Annotated in this window: 18 protein-coding genes; 12 read left to right on the top strand and 6 right to left on the bottom strand. The window is 63.7% G+C overall.

Annotated features, from left to right (window positions below; translation table 11 throughout):
- Positions 1 to 153: 153 nt before the first annotated feature.
- Positions 154 to 1,068 carry a pyridoxal 5'-phosphate synthase lyase subunit PdxS gene (gene pdxS, locus P4U43_RS08720; protein WP_204535715.1) on the top strand — a complete coding sequence of 305 codons (915 nt, stop codon included), beginning with the start codon at positions 154 to 156 and terminating at the stop codon, positions 1,066 to 1,068.
- A gap of 96 nt (positions 1,069 to 1,164) precedes the next feature.
- The gene (locus tag P4U43_RS08715; protein ID WP_277358382.1) at positions 1,165 to 2,433 is read left to right on the top strand and encodes a CapA family protein; all 1,269 of its coding nucleotides are present in this window, start codon (positions 1,165 to 1,167) and stop codon (positions 2,431 to 2,433) included.
- A gap of 12 nt (positions 2,434 to 2,445) precedes the next feature.
- Here P4U43_RS08715 and P4U43_RS08710 read toward each other — a convergent pair whose 3' ends face one another.
- A complete protein-coding gene (locus P4U43_RS08710; RefSeq protein WP_277358381.1) occupies positions 2,446 to 3,159 on the bottom strand; it encodes a GNAT family N-acetyltransferase in 714 nt (237 codons plus the stop codon).
- On the bottom strand, positions 3,156 to 5,174 hold the full coding sequence (locus P4U43_RS08705) for a M3 family metallopeptidase (protein ID WP_277358380.1): 2,019 nt from the start codon (positions 5,172 to 5,174) through the stop codon (positions 3,156 to 3,158). Before P4U43_RS08705 ends, P4U43_RS08710 begins: the two co-directional genes overlap by 4 nt.
- A gap of 140 nt (positions 5,175 to 5,314) precedes the next feature.
- Here P4U43_RS08705 and P4U43_RS08700 point away from each other — a divergent pair, with 140 nt between their 5' ends.
- A complete protein-coding gene (locus tag P4U43_RS08700) occupies positions 5,315 to 6,574 on the top strand; it encodes a CapA family protein (protein ID WP_277358379.1) in 1,260 nt (419 codons plus the stop codon).
- A gap of 11 nt (positions 6,575 to 6,585) precedes the next feature.
- Here the strand turns inward: P4U43_RS08700 and P4U43_RS08695 are convergent, their stop codons facing one another.
- Complete coding sequence (locus P4U43_RS08695) at positions 6,586 to 7,350, bottom strand: type 1 glutamine amidotransferase (protein WP_277358378.1); 765 nt, start codon at positions 7,348 to 7,350, stop codon at positions 6,586 to 6,588.
- Positions 7,347 to 8,618 (bottom strand): Mur ligase family protein, encoded by a 1,272-nt coding sequence (locus tag P4U43_RS08690; protein ID WP_277358414.1) that lies wholly within the window; start codon positions 8,616 to 8,618, stop codon positions 7,347 to 7,349. Before P4U43_RS08690 ends, P4U43_RS08695 begins: the two co-directional genes overlap by 4 nt.
- An 86-nt stretch (positions 8,619 to 8,704) precedes the next feature.
- Between P4U43_RS08690 and pdxT the strand changes: the two genes are divergently transcribed.
- From pdxT to P4U43_RS08645, 9 genes are all read left to right on the top strand, one after another.
- Positions 8,705 to 9,430 (top strand): pyridoxal 5'-phosphate synthase glutaminase subunit PdxT, encoded by a 726-nt coding sequence (pdxT, locus tag P4U43_RS08685; RefSeq protein WP_277358377.1) that lies wholly within the window; start codon positions 8,705 to 8,707, stop codon positions 9,428 to 9,430.
- Positions 9,414 to 10,172, top strand: a complete 759-nt coding sequence (locus P4U43_RS08680; RefSeq protein WP_056547429.1) for a YebC/PmpR family DNA-binding transcriptional regulator — start codon at positions 9,414 to 9,416, stop codon at positions 10,170 to 10,172. Before pdxT ends, P4U43_RS08680 begins: the two co-directional genes overlap by 17 nt.
- Positions 10,173 to 10,202: 30 nt before the next feature.
- A complete protein-coding gene (gene ruvC, locus P4U43_RS08675; protein ID WP_277358376.1) occupies positions 10,203 to 10,775 on the top strand; it encodes a crossover junction endodeoxyribonuclease RuvC in 573 nt (190 codons plus the stop codon).
- Positions 10,776 to 10,909: 134 nt separating this feature from the next.
- Positions 10,910 to 11,539: a Holliday junction branch migration protein RuvA gene (gene ruvA, locus P4U43_RS08670; protein ID WP_277358375.1), complete on the top strand. Its 630-nt coding sequence runs from the start codon at positions 10,910 to 10,912 to the stop codon at positions 11,537 to 11,539.
- A complete protein-coding gene (ruvB, locus tag P4U43_RS08665; RefSeq protein ID WP_277358374.1) occupies positions 11,539 to 12,657 on the top strand; it encodes a Holliday junction branch migration DNA helicase RuvB in 1,119 nt (372 codons plus the stop codon). The genes ruvA and ruvB overlap by 1 nt, the downstream gene beginning before the upstream one ends.
- A gap of 194 nt (positions 12,658 to 12,851) precedes the next feature.
- Positions 12,852 to 13,319: a preprotein translocase subunit YajC gene (locus P4U43_RS08660; RefSeq protein WP_277358373.1), complete on the top strand. Its 468-nt coding sequence runs from the start codon at positions 12,852 to 12,854 to the stop codon at positions 13,317 to 13,319.
- A gap of 69 nt (positions 13,320 to 13,388) precedes the next feature.
- Positions 13,389 to 15,149, top strand: coding sequence for a protein translocase subunit SecD (secD, locus tag P4U43_RS08655; RefSeq protein ID WP_056547440.1), 1,761 nt, complete (start codon positions 13,389 to 13,391; stop codon positions 15,147 to 15,149).
- Positions 15,146 to 16,159 carry a protein translocase subunit SecF gene (secF, locus tag P4U43_RS08650; RefSeq protein WP_056547443.1) on the top strand — a complete coding sequence of 338 codons (1,014 nt, stop codon included), beginning with the start codon at positions 15,146 to 15,148 and terminating at the stop codon, positions 16,157 to 16,159. Before secD ends, secF begins: the two co-directional genes overlap by 4 nt.
- A gap of 320 nt (positions 16,160 to 16,479) precedes the next feature.
- Positions 16,480 to 18,798, top strand: coding sequence for a RelA/SpoT family protein (locus tag P4U43_RS08645; protein WP_277358413.1), 2,319 nt, complete (start codon positions 16,480 to 16,482; stop codon positions 18,796 to 18,798).
- Here the strand turns inward: P4U43_RS08645 and P4U43_RS08640 are convergent.
- Together P4U43_RS08640 and P4U43_RS08635 are read right to left on the bottom strand one after the other, a co-directional pair.
- On the bottom strand, positions 18,795 to 19,430 hold the full coding sequence (locus P4U43_RS08640) for a hypothetical protein (RefSeq protein ID WP_277358372.1): 636 nt from the start codon (positions 19,428 to 19,430) through the stop codon (positions 18,795 to 18,797). The two genes, P4U43_RS08645 and P4U43_RS08640, sit on opposite strands and share 4 nt — an antisense overlap.
- A gap of 98 nt (positions 19,431 to 19,528) precedes the next feature.
- A partial coding sequence (locus P4U43_RS08635; RefSeq protein WP_277358371.1) for a DUF349 domain-containing protein occupies positions 19,529 to 20,870 on the bottom strand: 1,342 nt, incomplete at its 5' end.

Raw genomic sequence — 20,870 nt, 5'->3', positions numbered from 1 at the left:
GTGAGGTACACGTTTTGTTGAACGTATGCCCGATGGTGCGCTGTTCGCGTGCACAACAAATCCGCCGTTACGTACAGTTGCTGACCGGCGATTCGGAACAGCCGCCGGGCGTATCATGGATTGTCATCTTTTCTCTACCCGAGGGGCCATACTGTGTCCACTGTTGAAGAAGCTTCCACCACTGCGCCCGTGACCGGCAGCAGCCGCGTCAAGCGCGGAATGGCGGAGATGCTCAAGGGCGGCGTCATCATGGATGTCGTCACCGCAGAGCAGGCCCGTATCGCCGAGGACGCCGGTGCCGTTGCCGTCATGGCGCTCGAGCGCGTACCCGCCGACATCCGTGCCCAGGGCGGGGTGTCGCGCATGTCGGACCCTGACATGATCGACAGCATCGTCGAGGCCGTCTCCATCCCGGTCATGGCAAAAGCCCGCATCGGTCATTTCGTCGAGGCGCAGGTGCTGCAGTCCCTCGGTGTGGACTACATCGACGAGTCCGAGGTGCTGACTCCTGCGGACTTCACCAACCACATCGACAAGTGGAAGTTCACCGTTCCCTTCGTCTGCGGTGCAACCAACCTCGGTGAGGCTTTGCGCCGCCTCAACGAAGGTGCGGCCATGATCCGCTCCAAGGGCGAGGCCGGCACCGGGGACGTCTCCAACGCCACCATGCATATGCGCAAGATCCGCTCGGAAATTGCCCGCCTCACTTCCATGGCCGACGACGAGCTATACGTTGCAGCCAAGGAACTCCAGGCACCGTACGAGCTCGTCAAGGAAGTTGCCGCGGCAGGCAAGCTTCCGGTCGTCTTGTTCACCGCCGGCGGCATTGCCACACCGGCCGATGCCGCCATGATGATGCAGCTCGGTGCTGACGGCGTCTTCGTAGGCTCCGGCATCTTCAAGTCCGGCAACCCGGCCGAGCGCGCCGCCGCCATCGTCAAGGCAACCACCTTCCACGACGATCCGGACATGATCGCCAAGGTCTCCCGCGGCCTCGGTGAAGCAATGGTTGGCATCAACGTGGACGAGATCCCGCAGCCGCACCGCCTCGCCGAGCGCGGCTGGTAGGACTGCAGACAGCATTGAATAGCGCGAAGGGCCGGACACTATGTCCGGCCCTTTGCCGTTGGGATCCTGGCGCTCACTCGGGGCTACGCTGTCGGTGTGAACCGTAGCAGCACATCAATCGTTCGAGCAGCAGCGCTGTCCGTGCTGCTGCTGCTACCCGGGTGCTCCGGATCCGGGAGCGTGTCTCCTACGGGACCCCCGGACATAGCGGACACAACCTCACCTCCGCCGGGCGCTCCATCGCCTGGAACGTCCGCTACGGCGCGGCCTAAGCCTGAATCACCGAGCCCGACGCCGCTTCGCACCACCGCCGCCAAGACCGCTACCTGCCCGGGCGGGGAATGCCTCACCGTGGTGCTCACCGGTGACCTGCTGCTACACGAAGGTCTGTGGGAACAGGCAGCAGTCGACGGCGGCGGTCAGTTGGACTTCGGACCGATGCTTGCGGCGCAGGAGGAGTACATCGCGCCGGCTGACTTCGCTATCTGTCACCAGGAAACTCCGCTGGCTGAGCCGGGCGGCCCATATTCCGGCTTTCCAGCCTTCAACGTCCCTCCCCAGATTGCAGACGCCGTCGCGAATTTGGGTTACGACGCCTGCACAACAGCCAGCAACCATACCCTCGACGCCGGCACTGCGGGACTGAACCGCACCCTGGACACGCTGGATACGGCAGGGCTCGAACACACCGGCTCCTACCGCACAGCCGCGGAGGCAGCTGAGCCGCTCATCGTGGATACCGGCGAAGCGCGAATCGCCGTAATCACCGGAACCTATGCGCTCAACGGGATCGTGCCTGAGTTCGGCTGGCAGGTGGATCAGCTGGATCCGGCAGTGATGATCGCCAAGGCGGACGAAGCGCGCGAGGCGGGCGCCGACGTCGTACTTGCAGCGGTGCACGCCGGCGACGAATATGCCGACTATGCCAACGCTCAGCAGCAGGAAGTAGCGCACGCACTCGTGGACAGCGGCCGCTTCGACCTGGTTTACGGCCACCACAGCCATTCGGTGCTGCCCATCGAGAAGTACAACGGCGTCTGGATCGTCTATGGACTCGGGAACACCATCGCCGCACACCTCACGCCGGACATCCGCAACACCGAGGGACTGCTGGTGGAAGTTTCCTTCGAGCAGGACGACGACGGCGGCTGGCAGGGTGCAGGAATCCGCTGGCTTCCGGCCACCTGGAACGGGCCGGCCCACCGCTGGTGCCCGGTGGCCGCCGTCAATCTCGAGGAGATGGCCGCGTTGGGTACGTCTTGCGTCTCCACCGAGGCGGACGCGGCGAGCAGGCAGCGCAGCAAGGTAACCGTCGAGTCGATGGGGGCGGCAGATGCCGGTGCCGTCGAGTGGCAGGGGCAGTAAATCCACCAAGCTTCAACGGAGGTGCAGCCACCACGTTTGTCCGCGGCCAATGAGTTCGAATCCGCGGCGGGAATATAGCTCATACCCCTCAGGCGTGGCGTTCAACGCCAGTTCCTGCGCCCCCGCAGCCGTAGCCTCCTGCGCCACCGCTGAAAGGAGCGCCGTGCCGAGGCCGCTGCGACGGAACTGGGGGAGCACCTCCATGTTGAAGATCCCACCGACGGCTCTGGCGTCAGCGGCCGCTCCGTCATAGAAGGAATAGGCGGCGCCGACGGGCATCTCACCCACACGCGCGAGCGCATGCCAGGCCTTCGCCGGTTCGGCGCGGGTAATGGCCAGTTCCGCAGCGAGCGGACCGGAGTACTCGGGCACGCGCGTGGTGATCGCGGCTCCTGCCGGGTCAAGGCCGGCGAGCGCCTCGACCGGCGCGCTCATCCACCAAGGCTGCCAGCCGGATTCAAACCCGAAGTCGGCTAGCTCCTTGCCCCGAACTGCGCCGTTGAGCCACACGCCCACTGTGCGGGCACCCAACCGGACGCCCTCAGCCAGCCCCGGCCGCAACCCTGCCGGGGACAACGTGGTGGGAAACATCAGCATGAGCTCACGCCTAGCAGGCAGCCAGATCCAGTCGCATTCGTGCGTGGAGAAGGTGCGGCCGCCGGTTGCCTGCGCCATGGCAGCGAACCAGGCGCGCTGCAGGCGCTGGCAACCGGCGATGGTGGTCATGACTGCTCAGCCAGCCCTCGACGCTCGAGGAGGGGATCGATGCTGGCTGCGCGGCCACGGAAGGCAGCGAAGGCATCCAGCGGGTCAACGCTGTATCCGCGTGAAAGCAGTTCCCTGCGGAAATGTTCTCCGTTCTCCCGCGTCAGCCCGCCCGATTCCTTGAACCACTCGACGCTGTCCGCGTCCAGAACCTCGCTCCAGATGTAGGCGTAGTAAGCCGCTGAGTAGCCGCCCGCGAAAATGTGTTTGAAGTATCCGGTGCGGTACCGCGGCGGGACGGGCGCATAGTCCACGCCGGCGTCGTGCAGTGCCTGCTTCTCAAAAGCAAGCGGGTCCTCCATCGTGGTGCCCGGCGGCAGCTCATGCCACGCGAGGTCGAGAAGAGCAGCACCCAGGTATTCGGTGGTGGCGAAACCCTCACCCCATTTCCTGGCGGCTACGAGCTTGTCGATCATCTCCTGAGGGAGCGCCTCACCGGTCTGATGGTGGCGCGCATAGTTGCTGACCACTTCCGGCCAGAGCATCCACATTTCGTTGACCTGTGAAGGATATTCCACGAAGTCCCGCGGAACGCTCGTTCCGGAAAACAACGGGTACGTGACATCCGAGAAGAGCCCATGCAGTGCGTGACCGAACTCGTGGAACGTGGTCCGCACCTCGTCGAAGGTCAGCAGTGTGGGTTCACCCGCGGGTGGCCTGGACACGTTCAGGTTGTTCACCACGACGGCCCGGGTTCCGCCAAGGCGCGACTGCTCCACGAAGGAGTTCATCCACGCGCCGCCGTTCTTGGTGTCCCGTGTGTAGTAGTCGCCGAGGAAGAGCCCCAACTCGGAGCCGTCCTCTTCCCGGACCTCCCAGATCCGTACCTCGGGGTGGTACCCCTGAAGATCTTCCCGTTCATGGAAAGTGAGCCCGTAGAGCTTATTCGCCGCGAAGAAAACGCCGTCATTCAGTACCCGGTCGAGCTCGAAGTAGGGGCGCAGTGCGGCGAGGTCCACGTCGTACCGCTCGGAGCGGACCTTCTCGGAGTAGAACGACCAGTCCCAGGCCTCGACCGGGTGACCTGCCACGTCCTCGAGCTGCTCAGCTTCCGCGCGTGCATTCCGGGCAGCCGGCTGTGCAAGGCGTTCGAGCATTTCGTGGATAGCATCCAGTGACGGCGCAGTCTGGTCATCAGTGGCCAGCTCGGCGTGATTGGTGAAACCCAGCAGGGACGCCCGCTCAGCCCGCAGTGCCGCCATTTCCGCGGCGACGCGGATGGTGTTGTCCGCGTTGTCGCGGGACCCGCGATTGACGGACGCTTCATGCAGGCGGCGGCGGGTTTCCCGGTTGGTCAGGGACTCCAGTGCAGGCTGGGAGGTCGGCAGGATCAGCGTCAGGAGATACTGGCCCGGGTGGCCGGCGGCACCGGCGGCGTCTGCTGCAGAGGCGATGTCGTCCGCGGACAATCCGTCGAGTTCTGAAGCGTCGTCGACAAGCAGGGCAGACGCATTCGTGTCACGGAGCAGCCGCTGCCCGAACTCGGTGCTGAGCCGGGAGAGCTCGCCATTCAGTTCGCGCAGGCGGTGCTGCGCGGCGTCGTCGAGCTGGGCGCCGGCGCGAACGAAGCGCTGCCGGTACTCGTCGGCCAGACGTGCGGACTCAGCGTCGAGCCCGGATGTCTCAACTGCATTCACGCGCGCGAAGAGCGCAGCGTTAAGGTAGATGTTGTCCTCATGCGCGGCAAGGCGCGGGGCGATCTCCGTCTCCACCGCCTGGATTCCCTCAGTGGAGTGAGCGGATGAGTTATTGAAGAACACCAGCGCGACGCGGCGAAGCGCTTGCCCGGCGCGCTCCATTGCCACGATCGTGTTGTCGAAGGATGCGGGCTCAGGCTCGGCGATGATCGCCTCGATCTCAGCGAGGTGCTCCCGGATACCGGTTTCAAACGCCGGCAGGAAGTCTTCCTCGCGGATCTGCGCGAAGGGAGGCAACTGGAACGGCAGGGTGCTCGGATTCTGAAAAGGGTTGCTCATGGTAACCAACCTTGGCATAACGAGCGGCACCGCTCCAGCAGGCAAGCCCGTTTGCATCCCGTGTTCGCTTCGGTGGGTTCATCCTCAGGTTCCCCTCCGGTCGCACCTATCATTGGAAGTCATCATCAAGGGAGGTCGTTGTGTCGGGACAGACGCGAATTCGGAGCACGTGGGGAGCGCTGGGACTGGCCCTCACGCTTGCCTGCTCGGGCTGCATGGGAGCAGGCGAGGGGCGCACCACCCAGGGCTCAGAACCAACGACGACGGCGCCTGCCGCCTCCTCTGCGCCCGCCACCTCAAGCCCTCCCGAGGTCACTCCGGAACCTACCCCCGAGCCGACGCCCGGGAAGGGGCCGGACTGCCCGACGGATCGCTGCTTCTCCTTCATGGCTTCCGGCGATCTTCTGGTGCACCCTCAGCTGTGGGACCAGGCAGCCGTCGATGCGCAGCAAACCGGCAACGGCACTCTTGATTTCGAGCCGCTTCTGGCCGGGCAGCGTCCCTATATCGAGGCGAGCGACCTCGCGATGTGCCATCTGGAAACCCCGGTCTCGACGCCGGAAGGTCCGTTCAGCGGCTATCCCCAGTTCAACGTGCCACCGCAGATCCTCGACGCCGCGAAGGCGGTCGGGTACCAGGCGTGCACCACGGCCAGCAATCACACGATCGACGCCGGTACCGAGGGGCTGATCCGCACGCTGGACACCCTGGACCGGCTCGGACTCGAACACACGGGCTCCTACCGCTCGGAAGCCGACGCACAGGAGTTGATGATTCTCGAGACGCCTGCTGCGCAGGTGGCAGTCATCGAGGCCACCTACGGTTTGAACGGACTGATTCCGGAATTTCCCTGGCAGGTGGACATGCTCGACGCGCCCACCATGATCGCGAAGGCGGAAAGAGCGCGCGAGGAGGGCGCCGACGTCGTTATTGCGGCTATCCATGCCGGCGATGAGTACGCCTCGCTGCCCAACCAGCAGCAGATCGACCTCGCCCATGCCCTTGCCGACAGCGGGGCGGTCGACTTCATCTATGGCCACCACACGCACTCGGTGCTGCCGATCGAGTATTACAACGACACCTGGATCGTCTACGGTCTCGGCAATGGGGTCACCGAGCTGTCACCGGTATATGACGTCAACAATGAGGGGCTGACCATCCGGGCGCAGTTCGCCGCCGATGAGTCGGGTCAGTGGTCGGTCAGCGACCTGGCCTGGGTGCCCTCGGTGATCGTCCGGGATCCGTACCGCTGGTGTTCGCTGGCTCCAGACCAGGAGCCGGGCTCCTGCTCAACCCCGGAGCATGAGGCGGCAGTCAAGGCCCGGACGCTGGCAACGGTGGAGACTTACGGCGCGTCCGAAGACGGCGCGCACCAGTGGCTGGTGACCGAGGAAGACTAAGCGGAACCGACTCAGCGCGGCCGGGCAGCAGCGTGGCGGCGCGCCAGCTCGGCAAGGCTGTCATCGACATCGCCCGGCTCGAAGGAGCCGTACTTGCGAGTCACCGCCTCACGGATCAGGAAGTCGGCAACCGCGGGATTCTTCGGCAACAGTGAGCCATGGAGGTAACTGGCGACGATGTTGAGGTGCCGGGCTCCTTCATGGTCCTCCTTCGAGTTATTGCCTTCACCCTTGGTCACGGTGGCGAGCGGACGGACGTTTGGACCGAGGAAGGTCTGACCGCTGTGGTTCTCATAGCCGTGGATGTCGCCGAACTCCTCGCTCCGGGCGACCACGTTCCCGATCAGCCGCTCCGACCCGCCATGCGTTTCGATGTCCAGGATTCCGATCCCGGGTATCACTGTGCCGTCATGGGTCTTGAAGAAGTTTCCGAAAAGCTGGTAAAGACCGCAGATCGCGAGCATGGGCGTACCGTCCCCGGCAAGCGAGCGAAGATGGGCTGCATTGGACTGCAGGTCCTGCTGGATTACAACCTGCCCGCTGTCCTGTCCGCCGCCGCCGATGAGGATGTCCACGTCTGAAGGGAAGGTGTCCCCGGCATTGTGTTCGAGGATCACCGCCTCATACCCGTGCCAGGCGAGGCGCTGCTTGAGCACCAGCACATTGCCCCAGTCGCCATAGATGTTCATGTCCCGCGGATAGAGCTGCAGGATCCGAACGGCGCCCTTACTCGCGGGCGGGTTAGCGGGAGAGCCCGCAGGAGTGCCGGAACTCATGAAACCACCTTCACATCGGTAATTTTGGACAGGTCCCTGCGGATCGCGAGCATCGCGGTATAGGTGCAGAAGATCCGCTTCGGGCGGTCCTTCGCACCGCGGATGAACGTGCGGAGTGCTGATCCGGTGTCAGGATCGATGTCCTGAACGGCGACGTCGTCGTACTGCAGTCGCAGTGCCATGTCATATGCGCGGACGCCGCTGACCATGTCCACGCCGCCGGCCCGCAGGCTGTCGAAATCAACGTCCCAGAGCCATGACATGTCCCGTCCATCGGCGTAATTGTCATTGATCGCGATCATGGTTGCGTAGCCTGCAGCATCGAAGGACTTCAGGCCCAGGCGGAAGCCGCTCGGATTCTTCACCAGGACAAGCTCCAGGGGCTGGCCGTCCACCAGCAGGGATTCCCCGCGTCCGAAGGCCGGCTCAACCGCTGCGAGCGAGCGCAGCATCGCGTCGCGTTGTGCCTCACCGCCCAGGATGATCCTCGCCATTGCGAGCGCCGCGGCGGCGTTGAAGATGTTGTAGACGCCGCGGAGGCTCAGGTCGACGGTGCTTGCCTCGCCGTCCATGCTGAACGTAGCGGTATTGGATTCGACCGTTTCAAGCACGACGTCGGCGGGCAGGGAAGAGGCTGGTGCTGTTCCTGTGGCGCCGCGAAGGTCATCATCGCTGGGAAAGGTGTCCCGGAGAGATTCAGCCAGCCCGAAATAAGCCACCGCGGCGTTGCGGACCGATGGTGCAATTGAAGCGACCCGCGGATCTTCCCGGTTCAATACCACCGTGCCGGTGGTCTTTACTGCGATGTGCTCGAGCAGCTTGGTGGTCTTGTCGATCTCACCGAAGCGGTCAAGCTGATCCCGGAGGACATTGAGCAGCAGAGAATGGGTCGGAGGGACCAGATTCACAAAGTGGACGGCGTGGGCTTCGTCCAGTTCCAGGACGGCGACGTCGGCTCTCAGCCGTCCGCGCCAGTCCACCTCGCCGAGCAGCGCGGCGGCAACGCCCCTGGTGAAGTTGCTTCCCGTCCGGTTGGTGAAGACTTTCAGCCCCTGGCCCTCAAGGAGTTCGACCACCATCTTGGTGGTGGTGGTCTTCCCGTTGGTGCCGCTGACGACGATGATGCCCTTGGGCAGGTTTCGCAGCGCCCGCGCCATGAAGCCTGGATCGATTCGTTCGACGACCAGACCGGGAAACGCCGAACCACCGCCGCGCAGACGCGTGAGCGCCCGAACTGTTTTGCCCAGGGGCACGCTCAAGGTAGACAGACCAGACATGGTGTCTAACTTATCGCGCTTTCGTTGCCTACCCGGTATGGCGCCCGACAGTCCCAGCGCCAAACTAGACTGGGTCGGTGACTTCCACCATTTCCCTTGGCGGTGCCGCCCTGCGCGTTGGCGTTCTCGCAGTGCAGGGCGACGTACGCGAGCACATCCGGGTGATCAAATCCTTGGGCGGAGAGGCGTCCGCCGTCCGGCGCCCCAGCGAGCTGGAGCAGGTCGAGGGCGTTATCATCCCCGGCGGGGAGTCGACCACCATGGACAAGCTGACCCGCGCGTTCGGGCTCGCCGAACCGCTGCGCGAACTCATCCGCGAAGGGTTCCCGGTCTACGGGTCCTGTGCGGGAATGATCATGCTCGCGGACACCATTGCTGATCCCTCCGTTGACCTGGCGGGCAATCCCCAGCAGACCATCGGGGGCCTGGATATCGTGGTCCGCCGCAACGCCTTCGGCAGGCAGCGCGAGTCCTTCGAGACGGACCTCCCGTTTGAGGAACTGCCTGGGAACGGCTCCGACGTCCACGCGGTGTTCATCAGGGCCCCGTGGGTGGAGAAGGTAGGGGAGTCGGTGAAGGTCCTCGCACAGGTCGAGGCGCCGGATACGCCGCCCGCCGAGCACGGTGCCCACACTGGGCGTGACAGTGCCAGGGCACAGCCGGTCGCTAGGATTGTTGCAGTTCGCTCAGGAAACCTGCTCGCCACGAGCTTCCACCCGGAAGTGACCGGTGAGCATCGCATCCATGAGCTTTTCCTATCGTTGATCGCACAAAGAAGGGCAGAGCATGTCGGGGCACTCTAAATGGGCTACCACCAAACACAAGAAGGCCGTGATTGACGCCAAGCGCGCCAAGTCTTTCGCGAAGCTGATCAAGAATATCGAGGTGGCGGCCCGCGCCGGCGGCGCTGACCTGGCGGGCAATCCGGCCCTCGAGCTTGCCGTGCAGAAGGCCAAGAAGACGTCCGTTCCCATCGACAACATCAACCGGGCGGTCAAGCGCGGCGCTGGGCTCACCGGCGAAGTCGTCGACTACTCGGAGATCATTTATGAAGCGCGCGGACCCCAGGGTTCGGCGCTGCTCATCGAATGCCTCACGGACAACAAGAACCGTGCAGCCTCGGAGGTCCGGGTCGCCATTACCCGAAACGGTGGATCAATTGCTGATCCCGGATCGGTCGCCTACCTGTTCGCGCGCAAAGGCGTAGTCTCCCTGCCGAAGAAAGACTTGTCGGAGGATGATGTCCTGATGGCAGTCCTGGACGCAGGCGCTGAAGAGGTGAAGGAGTCGGGTGAATCATTCGACGTTCACTCCGAGCCCACAGACCTCCGCGCGGTCGTCGCGGGTCTCGAAGAAGCCGGTATCGAATACGAGACCGACGAGGTCGAGTTTGTCCCGTCGATGCAGGTTGAACTCGATGCGGACGCCGCACGCAAGTTCCTCAAGCTCGTGGACGCGCTCGAAGAGCTCGACGACGTCCAGAACGTGTACTCGAATGCGGAGCTCGGCGATGACGTGCTCGCTGAGCTGGAGAGCGACGATTAGTTTCCGCTCCGCCCATCTTGGGGGACACCCGTGACACTGCGGGTCATGGGTGTTGACCCGGGGTTGACCCGCTGCGGACTTGCCGTGGTCGATGTCGAACCGAACCGGCGCGCCACTCTGGTGGCGGTCGGTGTGGTCGGTACGCCGGCTGACCACAGCCTCGATCGCCGCCTGCTGATGATCGCCGAGTCAGTGGATGTGTGGCTGGACACGCACTCACCGGCGGTGCTCGCCGTCGAACGCGTTTTCAGCCAGCTCAACGTCAGCACCGTCATGGGTACCGCTCAGGCTTCGGGCGTGGTGATAGCGGCGGCGGCGAGGCGGGGCATTCCGGTAGCGCTTCACACACCGACCGAGGTCAAGGCGGCAGTGACGGGTAACGGCCAGTCTGACAAGGCCGCAGTGACCAAGATGGTGACGAAAATCCTTCGCCTCGCAACGCCGCCCACCCCTGCCGACGCCGCTGATGCACTGGCACTTGCCATCACGCACGCCTGGCGAACCGGAACTACGTCCTCAGCCCGAAGCCAGGGTGGGGTTGGCCAGACCGCAGCCCAACGGCTGTGGGCGGAAGCGGAAGCGAAGGCGCGTCAACGGCGATGAACCTACTCCCGGGTAGTCTGCGTGCCGGAGTACATCGGTGTGGCGGCGCCGGATAGTCCGCGCCGGGACGTACGCTGATTCGTAGATATGTTCGGTGATATTCGTTTCGATTCTCAGCATCTGGAGCCCAGCGCATGATCAGTTCTCTGACCGGGACCGTAAGCCATGTGGGCCTGCACTCGGCCGTACTCGACGTCAACGGGTTCGGAATGCAGGTACAGGCAACGCCCCAGACTCTTTCCACCCTCCGGCTTGGCAACCAGGCCAGGCTCAACACCTCGCTGATAGTCCGCGAGGATTCCATGACCCTGTTCGGATTCACGGATGCCGACGAGCGTGAGGTGTTCGAGACACTGCTGGGCGTCAGCGGCGTAGGCCCACGGTTGGCGCTGGCGGTGCTCGCGGTGTACGCCCCGGCGGCCATCCGCACCGCCGCATCGTCCGGGGATGACAAAGCATTCAGCAAGGTGCCGGGGATCGGCCCCAAGGGCGCGCGACGCATTGTGCTTGAACTCGCTGACAAACTCATTCCGCTTGAGACGGATACCCCAACTACAGCTTCCGGCGCCTGGCAGTCACAGGTTCTCGCCGCGATGATGGGTCTGGGCTGGTCGGAAAAGGACGCCGGCTCAGCCATCGACGCCGCAGTGAAGGATTCTCCAGAGATTGCGGCATCTGGGGATGTCGGTTCGATCCTGAAGCTCACACTGCGCAGGCTGGGCCAGGATGGCGCCCGCAGCTCGGCACGGGCTTCGGTGAACTGATGACAGATCAGGAACAGCCCCTTGTCTCGCCGGCCGTGGATCCGGAGGACCGGGCGGTCGAGGCAGCCCTGCGGCCGAAGAACCTGGATGATTTCGTCGGTCAGGCAAGAGTGCGCCGCCAGCTGTCCCTCGTCCTCGAAGCATCCCGGATGCGTGGCCGCAGCGCGGACCATGTTCTCCTTTCCGGACCTCCCGGGCTCGGAAAGACCACCCTGGCGATGATCATCGCCGCGGAGATGAATGCGCCCCTCCGCATCAGTTCAGGCCCCGCCATCCAGCATGCCGGAGACCTCGCCGCTATCTTGTCCTCGCTGACCGAGGGGGAGGTGCTCTTTCTCGACGAGATCCACCGCATGTCGCGCCCTGCGGAAGAAATGCTGTACATGGCAATGGAGGACTTCCGGGTAGACATCATCGTGGGCAAAGGGCCGGGCGCAACAGCGATTCCGCTGGATCTGCCACCTTTCACCCTGGTCGGCGCCACCACCCGCGCCGGGCTGCTGCCGGGTCCGCTGCGCGACCGGTTTGGATTCACCGGCCATCTCGAGTTCTACTCCACGGCGGAGCTTGAGCTCGTTCTCCGGCGCTCGGCCATGATGATGGACATGCGGGTCAACTCCGCAGCCTTTGCTGAGGTAGCCGGACGTTCCCGCGGCACCCCCAGAATCGCGAACCGCCTCCTCCGGCGCGTTCGTGACTGGGCACTTGTGAACGGCGTGGACGTCATCGATGCACGGTGCGCCGGATCCGCTCTGGATATGTACGAGGTTGACGCCAAAGGACTCGACCGCCTCGACCGGTCTGTGCTGACGGCGCTTGTGACAAAGTTCAATGGAGGGCCGGTGGGACTGTCCACTCTGGCCATTGCAGTAGGGGAAGAACCCGAGACCGTGGAAACGGTCGCCGAGCCGTATCTCGTGCGCGAGGGGATGCTCGGCAGAACGCCGCGCGGGCGAATCGCCACAGCAGCTGCGTGGGAACATCTGGGTCTGGTCATGCCTGCATCAATCGCAGCAGCCATGCCCGAAGGACTTTTCCCGGTATACGAGGATGATCCCGTTTCCGGGGTCGAAATGGCGCTCGGGAGCGAAACGGAATGGAGCCGCAACAGCGGCTAGTGCGAAAGTTGAGGCCCATTCCCCGTAGACTGTTCTGACGTGTGGCGCAGCGCACGGTCAAAGCTTTGGAAACACTGCTGGCTTAATAGTCAGGCAGTGCTCCCGCGGACCGCGCGCAGCCGCGGAATTTCAGCGTCGGAATCACCTGCACCGCAGCCGACTGTGCTGACCAAATATAGGAACGGATCTTCTCTGTGCTCGCAAATGTAGTTGCCCAGACCACCGAGCAGACGGGTGGCGGGTTTGACATCTTCAGCCTGCTCCTCCCGTTGGCTCTCGCCTTTCTGATCTTCACCATGTTCCGCAAGCAGCGGAAGATGAAAAAGCAGGTCGCGGAGCAGCGCACCCAGATGGTCCCGGGTACCGAGGTCATGACCAACTTCGGTCTCTTCGGCACCATCGTTTCCCTCGACGAGGACAACAACAAGGCCCTTATCGAGCTTTCCCCGGGTGTTACCGCGACCGTTCACTCCCAGACCCTGAGCAAGGTGGTCGCCCCGGAACCGGTGGTCGAGGAAGAGCACAGCGTTCCCGACGACGCCTCCTCACTGACGGACCCGCTCAGCGATGCTGACCGCCCGCTTCGCGAAGAGACACCGGAAGAGTCAGCCGAGCGGCTGAACAGGGAAAACGCGCGCGACCGAAACGACAAAGACCAGTAACCTGCGACACGGCCGTACTCCTTCGGCCCGTCACGTCTCGAATTCCAACACCCAAAGGATTCACGCACCATGGCACGAACCGGCCCAGGCTCCGCCGCCAAACGTACCCTCGTATGGCTCGGCGTAGTCTTTGCACTCCTCGCCTTGCTGCTCGGCGGAGGCTCGCTGTGGAGTAACGCCAGCTGGGCACCGAAGCTCGCCCTCGACCTCGAGGGCGGTACCCAGATGATCCTCGCACCCGAGGTACAGGGCAGCAGCGAGGAAATAACCCCCGAACAGCTTGACCAGGCGGTCGAGATCATCCGGCAGCGCGTCGACGGCAGCGGTGTCGCCGAGGCCGAGATCAGCACGCAGTCGGGACAGAACGTCATTGTCGCGCTCCCGGGCATCCCTGAACCGGAGACGCGGGAACTGATCCAGGCATCGGCCCAGATGGAGTTCCGGCCCGTGCTTTTCGGAGGCCCTGGGCTTGCCCCGGCGGCTGAGACGCCGACGCCCGAAGACCAGCTTCCCACTCCGAGTGCCGAACCGACTGGTGCCAGCGATCCCAACTGGATAACCCCCGAGCTTCTGCAGGAGTTCGAGTCGACTGACTGCACCAGTCCGGAGGCACTTGAGCCTGCAGTCGAGCCGGCTCCCGCCGACCAGCCGATGGTTGCCTGCGAGCCGGACACACAGGGGAAGTACATCCTCGGTCCGGTCGAGGTTCGCGGCACTGAGATCGAGTCAGCCGATTACGGCATGGCGCGCAGTGCCCAGGGCCAGACCCTGAATGAGTGGGTCGTCAACATCGACTTCAACGATGAGGGTACCGAGACCTTCCGCGAAGTAACCGAGCGGTTGTTCGCCATCGGTCCGGGAGATCCACGGAACCAGTTCGCCATCGTGCTGGACGGCGTTATTGTTTCAGCTCCCACCACCAACGCAGTGATTCCTGACGGGCGTCCGCAGATCAGCGGCAGCTTCACGGAGGAATCGGCAGCAGCTCTCGCAGAGCAGCTGAAGTACGGTGCGTTGCCCATCAGCTTCGAAATTCAGAGTGAACAGCAGATCTCCGCCACGCTCGGAGCCGACCAATTGCGACTCGGTCTGATCGCCGGCGTGATCGGGCTGGTTCTCGTCGCTGTGTACTCGCTCTTCCAGTACCGGATGCTCGGCCTGGTGACGATCGCCTCGCTCGTGGTGGCCGGGGTGCTTACCTACCTGGCAATCTGCATCCTCGGCTGGACAGAAAACTATCGGCTATCCCTCGCCGGTGTAGCGGGGCTGATTGTCGCAATCGGTCAGACAGCAGACTCATTCATTGTGTACTTCGAACGCATCAGGGATGAGCTCCGTGACGGCCGTGGTCTGGTCCCGGCTGTCGAGAACGGGTGGCGGCGTGCCAAGCGAACCGTACTGGCGTCCAAGGCCATGAACCTTCTCGCCGCCGTCGTGCTGTATTTCGTGGCCGTCGGAAACGTGCGCGGTTTCGCGTTCACGCTTGGATTGACGGCAATCGCCGACCTCGTTGTCGTGTTCCTGTTCACCCACCCGGTAATGCGACTGCTCGCCATGACCCGGTTCTTCGGCGAGGGTCACCGCTGGTCCGGGCTTGATCCCTCGCGACTCGGCGTGCTTCCGCTGTACCGCGGAGCCGGCCGGGTGCGGCACAAGCCGGTAGAGCGGCCCGCAGTTGAACTGCGCGGCCGGAACAAGGCCGCTGCGGGTGAAGCTGAGCGGCGCATGACTATTGCTGAACGGCGCCTGGCTGAACAGCAGAAGGCCGTTGAAGAACAAAAGACCGTCAGTGCGCAAGCACGCGGAACCAAGGAAGGGGACAACCGATGAGCCGGTTCAGTTTTGCCGAATTCGGAAACGAACTGTATTCCGGCAAGCGGTCCTATCCCTTCGTTGGAAAGCGCAACCTGTGGTTCATGATCGCCGGTGTGGCGATCTTGCTCTCGCTGCTGGTTCCGGTGATCAAGGGTGGGTTCAACCTGGGCATCGACTTCCGCGGTGGGTCAGAATTCACCGTCTCGAATGTGCAGGACACTTCCGTCGCCGCGGGCGAACAAGCCGTCACCGAGGTGGTGCCGGAAGCGGTTCCGCGGGTAACCAACATTGCCCCGGAAACCATGCGTATCCAGACGGAACGACTCAGCGATGACCAAACCCTGAGCGTGCGTGATGGGCTGATCGGCGCCTATAACGTCACGGAGGAAGACGTCACGTCCAACTTCGTGGGGCCCACCTGGGGAGAGGATGTCAGCCGCCAGGCGATCATCGGTCTGGTTGTCTTTGTGGCTCTCGCCGCGGCGCTGATGGCGATCTACTTCCGCACCTGGAAGATGTCGGTTGCGGCAATGGCGGCGCTGGTGGTGGTGATGGTGACTTCTGCCGGCATCTACTCGCTCAGTGACTTCGAAGTCACTCCATCGGCAGTCATCGGCTTCCTGACGATCCTGAGCTATTCGCTGTATGACACAGTCGTGGTCTTTGACAAGATTCGGGAGAATACGGCAGATCTGGAGGTGTCCAGCAAGCGGACCTTCGGAGAGCAGGTCAACCTGGCGGTCAACCAGACACTTGTCAGGTCGATCAACACCTCCGTTGTTGCCGTCCTGCCAGTCGCTGCAATTCTTTTCATCGGCGCGATGCTGCTCGGCGCGGGCACCCTGCGGGACCTTTCACTGGCGCTTTTCGTCGGTATCATCATCGGCACGCTGACCACCGTGTTCGTTGCTGCTCCCATGTACGCGATGCTTCGGATGAACGAGCCTGACATCCGCAAGCAGGAGAAGCGCGTAATGCACCGCCGCTCCCTCGAAGCCAAGGAAGCTGATACCGCTCCGGCGTGACCTCGCTGCGTTGCGGCGCACACCGAGACAACGGCCCGGTACCTGCGAGGTGCCGGGCCGTTGGCGTTCCATCTTCCGGAAGCGGCACTGATCTCTACGCGGACGGCAAAACGTGCACGGGATGCCGCGGACGGCGGATAAACTTGGAGAGGCAGCCGTGAGTGTGGGATGTTGTAGCCTTACCCGTCCGCGGTGGGGATGACGGAAGTCCAACGGAAGTGGGGTAATGGGTGGCTGAAGCCAGTGGTCCCGGACGCCCGTCCGGAACCGGACCGTCCACAGGTCCGGGCACCGAAGCACGTACACAACCAACCCGTACGGTGGCTCCGCCGCCGGAGCGCCCCGCGACCGGATCCGGGTCCCCGGTTGCTACTGAAGGGGCCGTCGCGCCTGGCCGCAGGGAACGAACCCGTGCCCGCCTCGCACGCCTTGCCGGACGGGGAACCACAGATTATTCTCCGGTCCTCGAACCGCTGTTGCGCACCGCCCGCGCGAACAATCCGAAAGAGGATCTTGAGTTCATCAAGCGGGCTTATGAAGTGGCTGAGCGCAGTCACGAGGGCCAGAAGCGCAAAAGTGGTGATCCTTACATCACCCACCCGGTTGCGGTAGCCACCATTCTCGCTGAGCTCGGCATGACCGGGACAACCCTTGCCGCCGCTCTCCTGCATGACACCGTCGAGGACACCAGTTGCACCCTTGATGACATCCGGCGTGACTTCGGCCAGGAAGTGGCAATGCTCGTTGACGGAGTCACCAAGCTGGACAAGGTATCCTTCGGCGACGCAGCCCAAGCGGAGACCGTCCGCAAGATGGTTGTCGCTATGGCCAAGGACATCCGGGTCCTCGTGATCAAGCTGGCTGACAGGCTGCACAACGCGCGGACGTGGCGCTTCGTATCAGCCGAATCCTCCGCTCGAAAAGCACGGGAAACCCTCGAGATCTTCGCACCCCTCGCGCACCGCCTGGGCATGAACACCATTAAGTGGGAACTTGAGGATCTCTCCTTCGCGGCGCTGCATCCCAAGGTCTACGAGGAGATTGTGCGGATGGTGGGGGACCGCACTCCGGAGCGCGAAAAGCACCTGAACCTCGTCCGGGATCAGATCGGCGAGGACCTGCGCTCGGTGAAGATCAAGTCCACCATCACAGGACGCCCTAAGCACTACTACTCGATCTACCAGAAGATGATCGTGCGGGGTAAGGACTTCGACGACATCCACGACCTGATGGGTGTACGCGTGCTCGTTGACTCGGTGCGCGACTGCTATGCAACCCTTGGGCAACTGCATGCGAGGTGGAACCCGCTCCCGGGCAGGTTCAAGGACTACATCGCGATGCCCAAGTTCAACATGTACCAATCGCTGCACACGACGGTGATCGGCCCCGGCGGGCGTCCCGTTGAGATCCAGATCCGCACACATGATATGCACCGGCGTGCCGAGTACGGTGTGGCAGCGCACTGGAAGTACAAGAATCAGGGCGGGGCCGGCACCAGCGGTGTTCCGGACAACAGTGATATGGGATGGCTTCGCAGCCTGGTGGATTGGCAGCAGGAGACATCCGATCCCGACGAGTTCCTCGACTCGCTGCGGTTTGAGATCAACGCCCGTGAAGTATTCGTGTTCACGCCCAAGGGTGAGGTCATGGCGTTGCCCGCCGGATCGACGCCGGTCGACTTCGCCTACGCCGTGCATACCGAGGTTGGTCATCGCACCATTGGAGCCCGGGTCAACGGCAAGCTTGTGCCGCTCAACAGCGAGCTTAACCACGGCGACTGGGTGGAAATTTTCACTTCAAAGGCGGAGGGAGCCGGGCCAAGCCAGGACTGGCAGGGATTCGTCAAGAGTCCTCGGGCGCGGAACAAGATCCGTCAGTGGTTCACCAAGGAACGCCGCGAAGAAGCGATTGAGAAGGGCAAGGACCAGCTGACGCGCACTATGCGGAAGCAGAATCTTCCTTTGCAGCGGATGATGACGCACGACGCCCTGCTGGCGGTGGCCCAGGAACTGCGTCATGCGGACATTTCAGCGCTCTACGCCGCTGTTGGAGACGGACATTCCTCGGCCCAGAACGTCATCGAGCACCTTGTCACCCAGATGGGCGGCCATGCCGGCGCTGAGGAAGACATCGCTGAGGCGACGGTCGCAACGCAGCCGCGGCGCCCCAAGTTCTCGGATTCAGGCGTCACCGTGCGCGGTGTGGGTGACGTCTGGGTCAAGCTGGCCCGCTGCTGCACACCGGTCCCTCCCGATCCGATCGTCGGGTTCGTCACGCGGGGGTCTGGGGTCTCGGTGCACCGTAACGACTGCCGGAACGTCCAGGAGCTGCGGGACCAACCGGGCCGGATCGTGGACGTGGAATGGGCTCCCACGCAGTCCAGTGTGTTCCTGGTGGAGATTCAGGTAGAGGCGTTGGACCGCAAGAGCCTTCTCTCGGATGTGACCAGGGTGTTGTCCGAGAACCATGTGAACATCCTGGCAGCGAGCGTGAACACGTCGACCGACCGGGTGGCTATGTCGCGGTTCGCTTTCGAGATGGGCGATCCCAAGTACCTGAGCCACATCCTCAGCGCGGTGAGAAGGATTGACGGCGTGTTTGACGTTTACCGGACCACCGGATCCCAGCGGCGCATCTAGCGGCTGACACGCAGGGCCTCGCGCAAGCGACTCAACGCACGTGCTTTTCCGGGCACCCGCACGGAACTCTCCAGCGAGAGGATCACCAGGTGCAGCGGGCAGCGCAGTCCAGGTGCTGCGGCAATGCTTTTGAGCGTCTCAACAGCCCAGAAATCCTGACCGTGAATTGCGACGTCGAGCGCAGTCCGCAATGGAGAGGTCACTGGCACACCGCCGATTGTGGAAAGATCGCAGGGCCCTAGGGTGACCTGATGCATCACCGCATCACAGAAGGCGGGAAGCGCCGTTGTGCGCCGGCGATGATCGGTGACCAAGCTGACGACAGCTGGAGCAGGGGCGCAGCCGTACACCCAGGCCGCGCTCTGGCGGGCGAGCGCAACCCGCGCGTGGAGAGAGCGCGGAACCGTGTTGATGGCTGACTGGGCGCGAATCGCCGGAGTTGACGGCTGATCTGTGCGCACGTAGGACTCCCCGCAGACATGCGCCATCAAGCCGTCCATCCGCATGGCCTGCAACTCGACGGAACTGAACAGGCTTCCGCCGTGGAACAGCACTCCGCCCGTGGAGTTGATGGCAAGGTCCCGATGGGCAAGCCCGCGGCCCTGCACAGGAGGTCCTTGCGAATATGGCATGCCTCAAGCTTCCCCAACCGGCAGGAAAAGGGAAAGTCCCGGCCTACCCGCTGTGGATAACGGTGGACCGGGACTTCATGCCTGGAGGCCGTACGTGCCTACGAGAAGTCTTGCGCCGATTTCTGCAGCATGTCCAGCCACTGCCTGCGCGCCTCGAGTGCCTCACGTGCCTCGGAGATCCGGCGGGCATCCCCGTTCTTCTCCGCTGCTGCCAGGTCTTCCTCGAGGGACGCGATGGTGCTCTCGAGCTGGCTGAGCGCGCTGTTGGTGCGTGCCTTGGTCTCCGGGTTGGTGCGCTGCCAGTGCTCCTGCTCCGCGGCCTGCACTGCATCTTCCACTTCACGCAGGCGCGCTTCGACGCGCCCCATGTCCGCCCGGGGAACCTTCCCGGCTTCTTCCCAGCGGTCCCGAATCGACTGCAGTGCCTTCCGGGCCGCGGTGGCGTCCTTGACTGGCAGAAGCTGACGCGCTTCCGCGATGAGGGCTTCCTTTACCACGAGGTTTGAACCGTATTCCTCATCAATGGCCTCGTTTGCAGCTTTGCGGGCAGCAAAGAACACGTCTTGTGCAGCCCGGAAACGGGTCCAGAGGGCGTCGTCGTCCTTGCGGCTCGCCCGCTTCGACCCCTTCCACTCGTCCATGAGCTGCCGGTACTCGGCTGCAGTGTGACCCCAGTCGGTCGAGGCGGAAAGCTCCTCGGCGCGGCGGATCAGTGCTTCCTTTGCCTGTTTTGCCTCTGCGTTGTCATTGTCGAGCTGCGAGAAGTACGCCCTGCGGTGACGATCGAAGATAGTGCGGGCCGAGCGGAACCGCTTCCACAGTGCGTCCTCGGTGCCCCGCCCGAGCCGAAGCCCGGACTTCTGAGCAGCTTTCCACTGCTCAAACAATTCGTTCATCCGGTTGCTGCTGGCCTTCCACTGCACGGTGGACGGATCGCGGCCGGCGATCTCCTCGGCCTCGGCAACGATCGCCTCCCGTGCTTCCCTTTCGCGGGCGCGGGCGGCGTCCTGCTCGGCCTTCTCCGCGGACTCAAGCTCCGTGACGAGGCTGACCAGTGCTTCAAGCCGGGCCTCCAGGGCACGGACATCGCCGACCATCTTCCGCTCGGAGACCTGCTCGGCAAGATGGGCGGCGGTCTTCCTCATGTCCGTGGTGGGTGCTTTTGCGTGGACCCGCTGCTCCAGCAGTGTGACCTGGCCGGCGACGTCGTCGTACTTGCGCACGAAGTAGCCCAGCGCTTCCTCGCGCGGGGCATCCGGGTACTGGCCTACGGGGAACTCCTCGCCGTCCACGAGCAGGAAGACATGACCGTCTTCCTCCACGCGGGCGAACTTCTCCGCCTCCGCCAGCGGGGTGCTGTGAATCGGGGGAGCAGCAACGACGGCGGGCGCGGCGGGACCGTTGGGCCGCGGTGCCATCGCGGCAGGGGTGGGGAGATCG

This window comes from Arthrobacter vasquezii (genome assembly GCF_029455255.1).
GTDB classification, from domain to species: Bacteria; Actinomycetota; Actinomycetes; order Actinomycetales; family Micrococcaceae; genus Arthrobacter_D; species Arthrobacter_D parietis.
The sequence above is the reverse complement of the archived record's forward strand: the minus strand, read 5'-3'. Positions and strand labels throughout refer to the sequence as shown.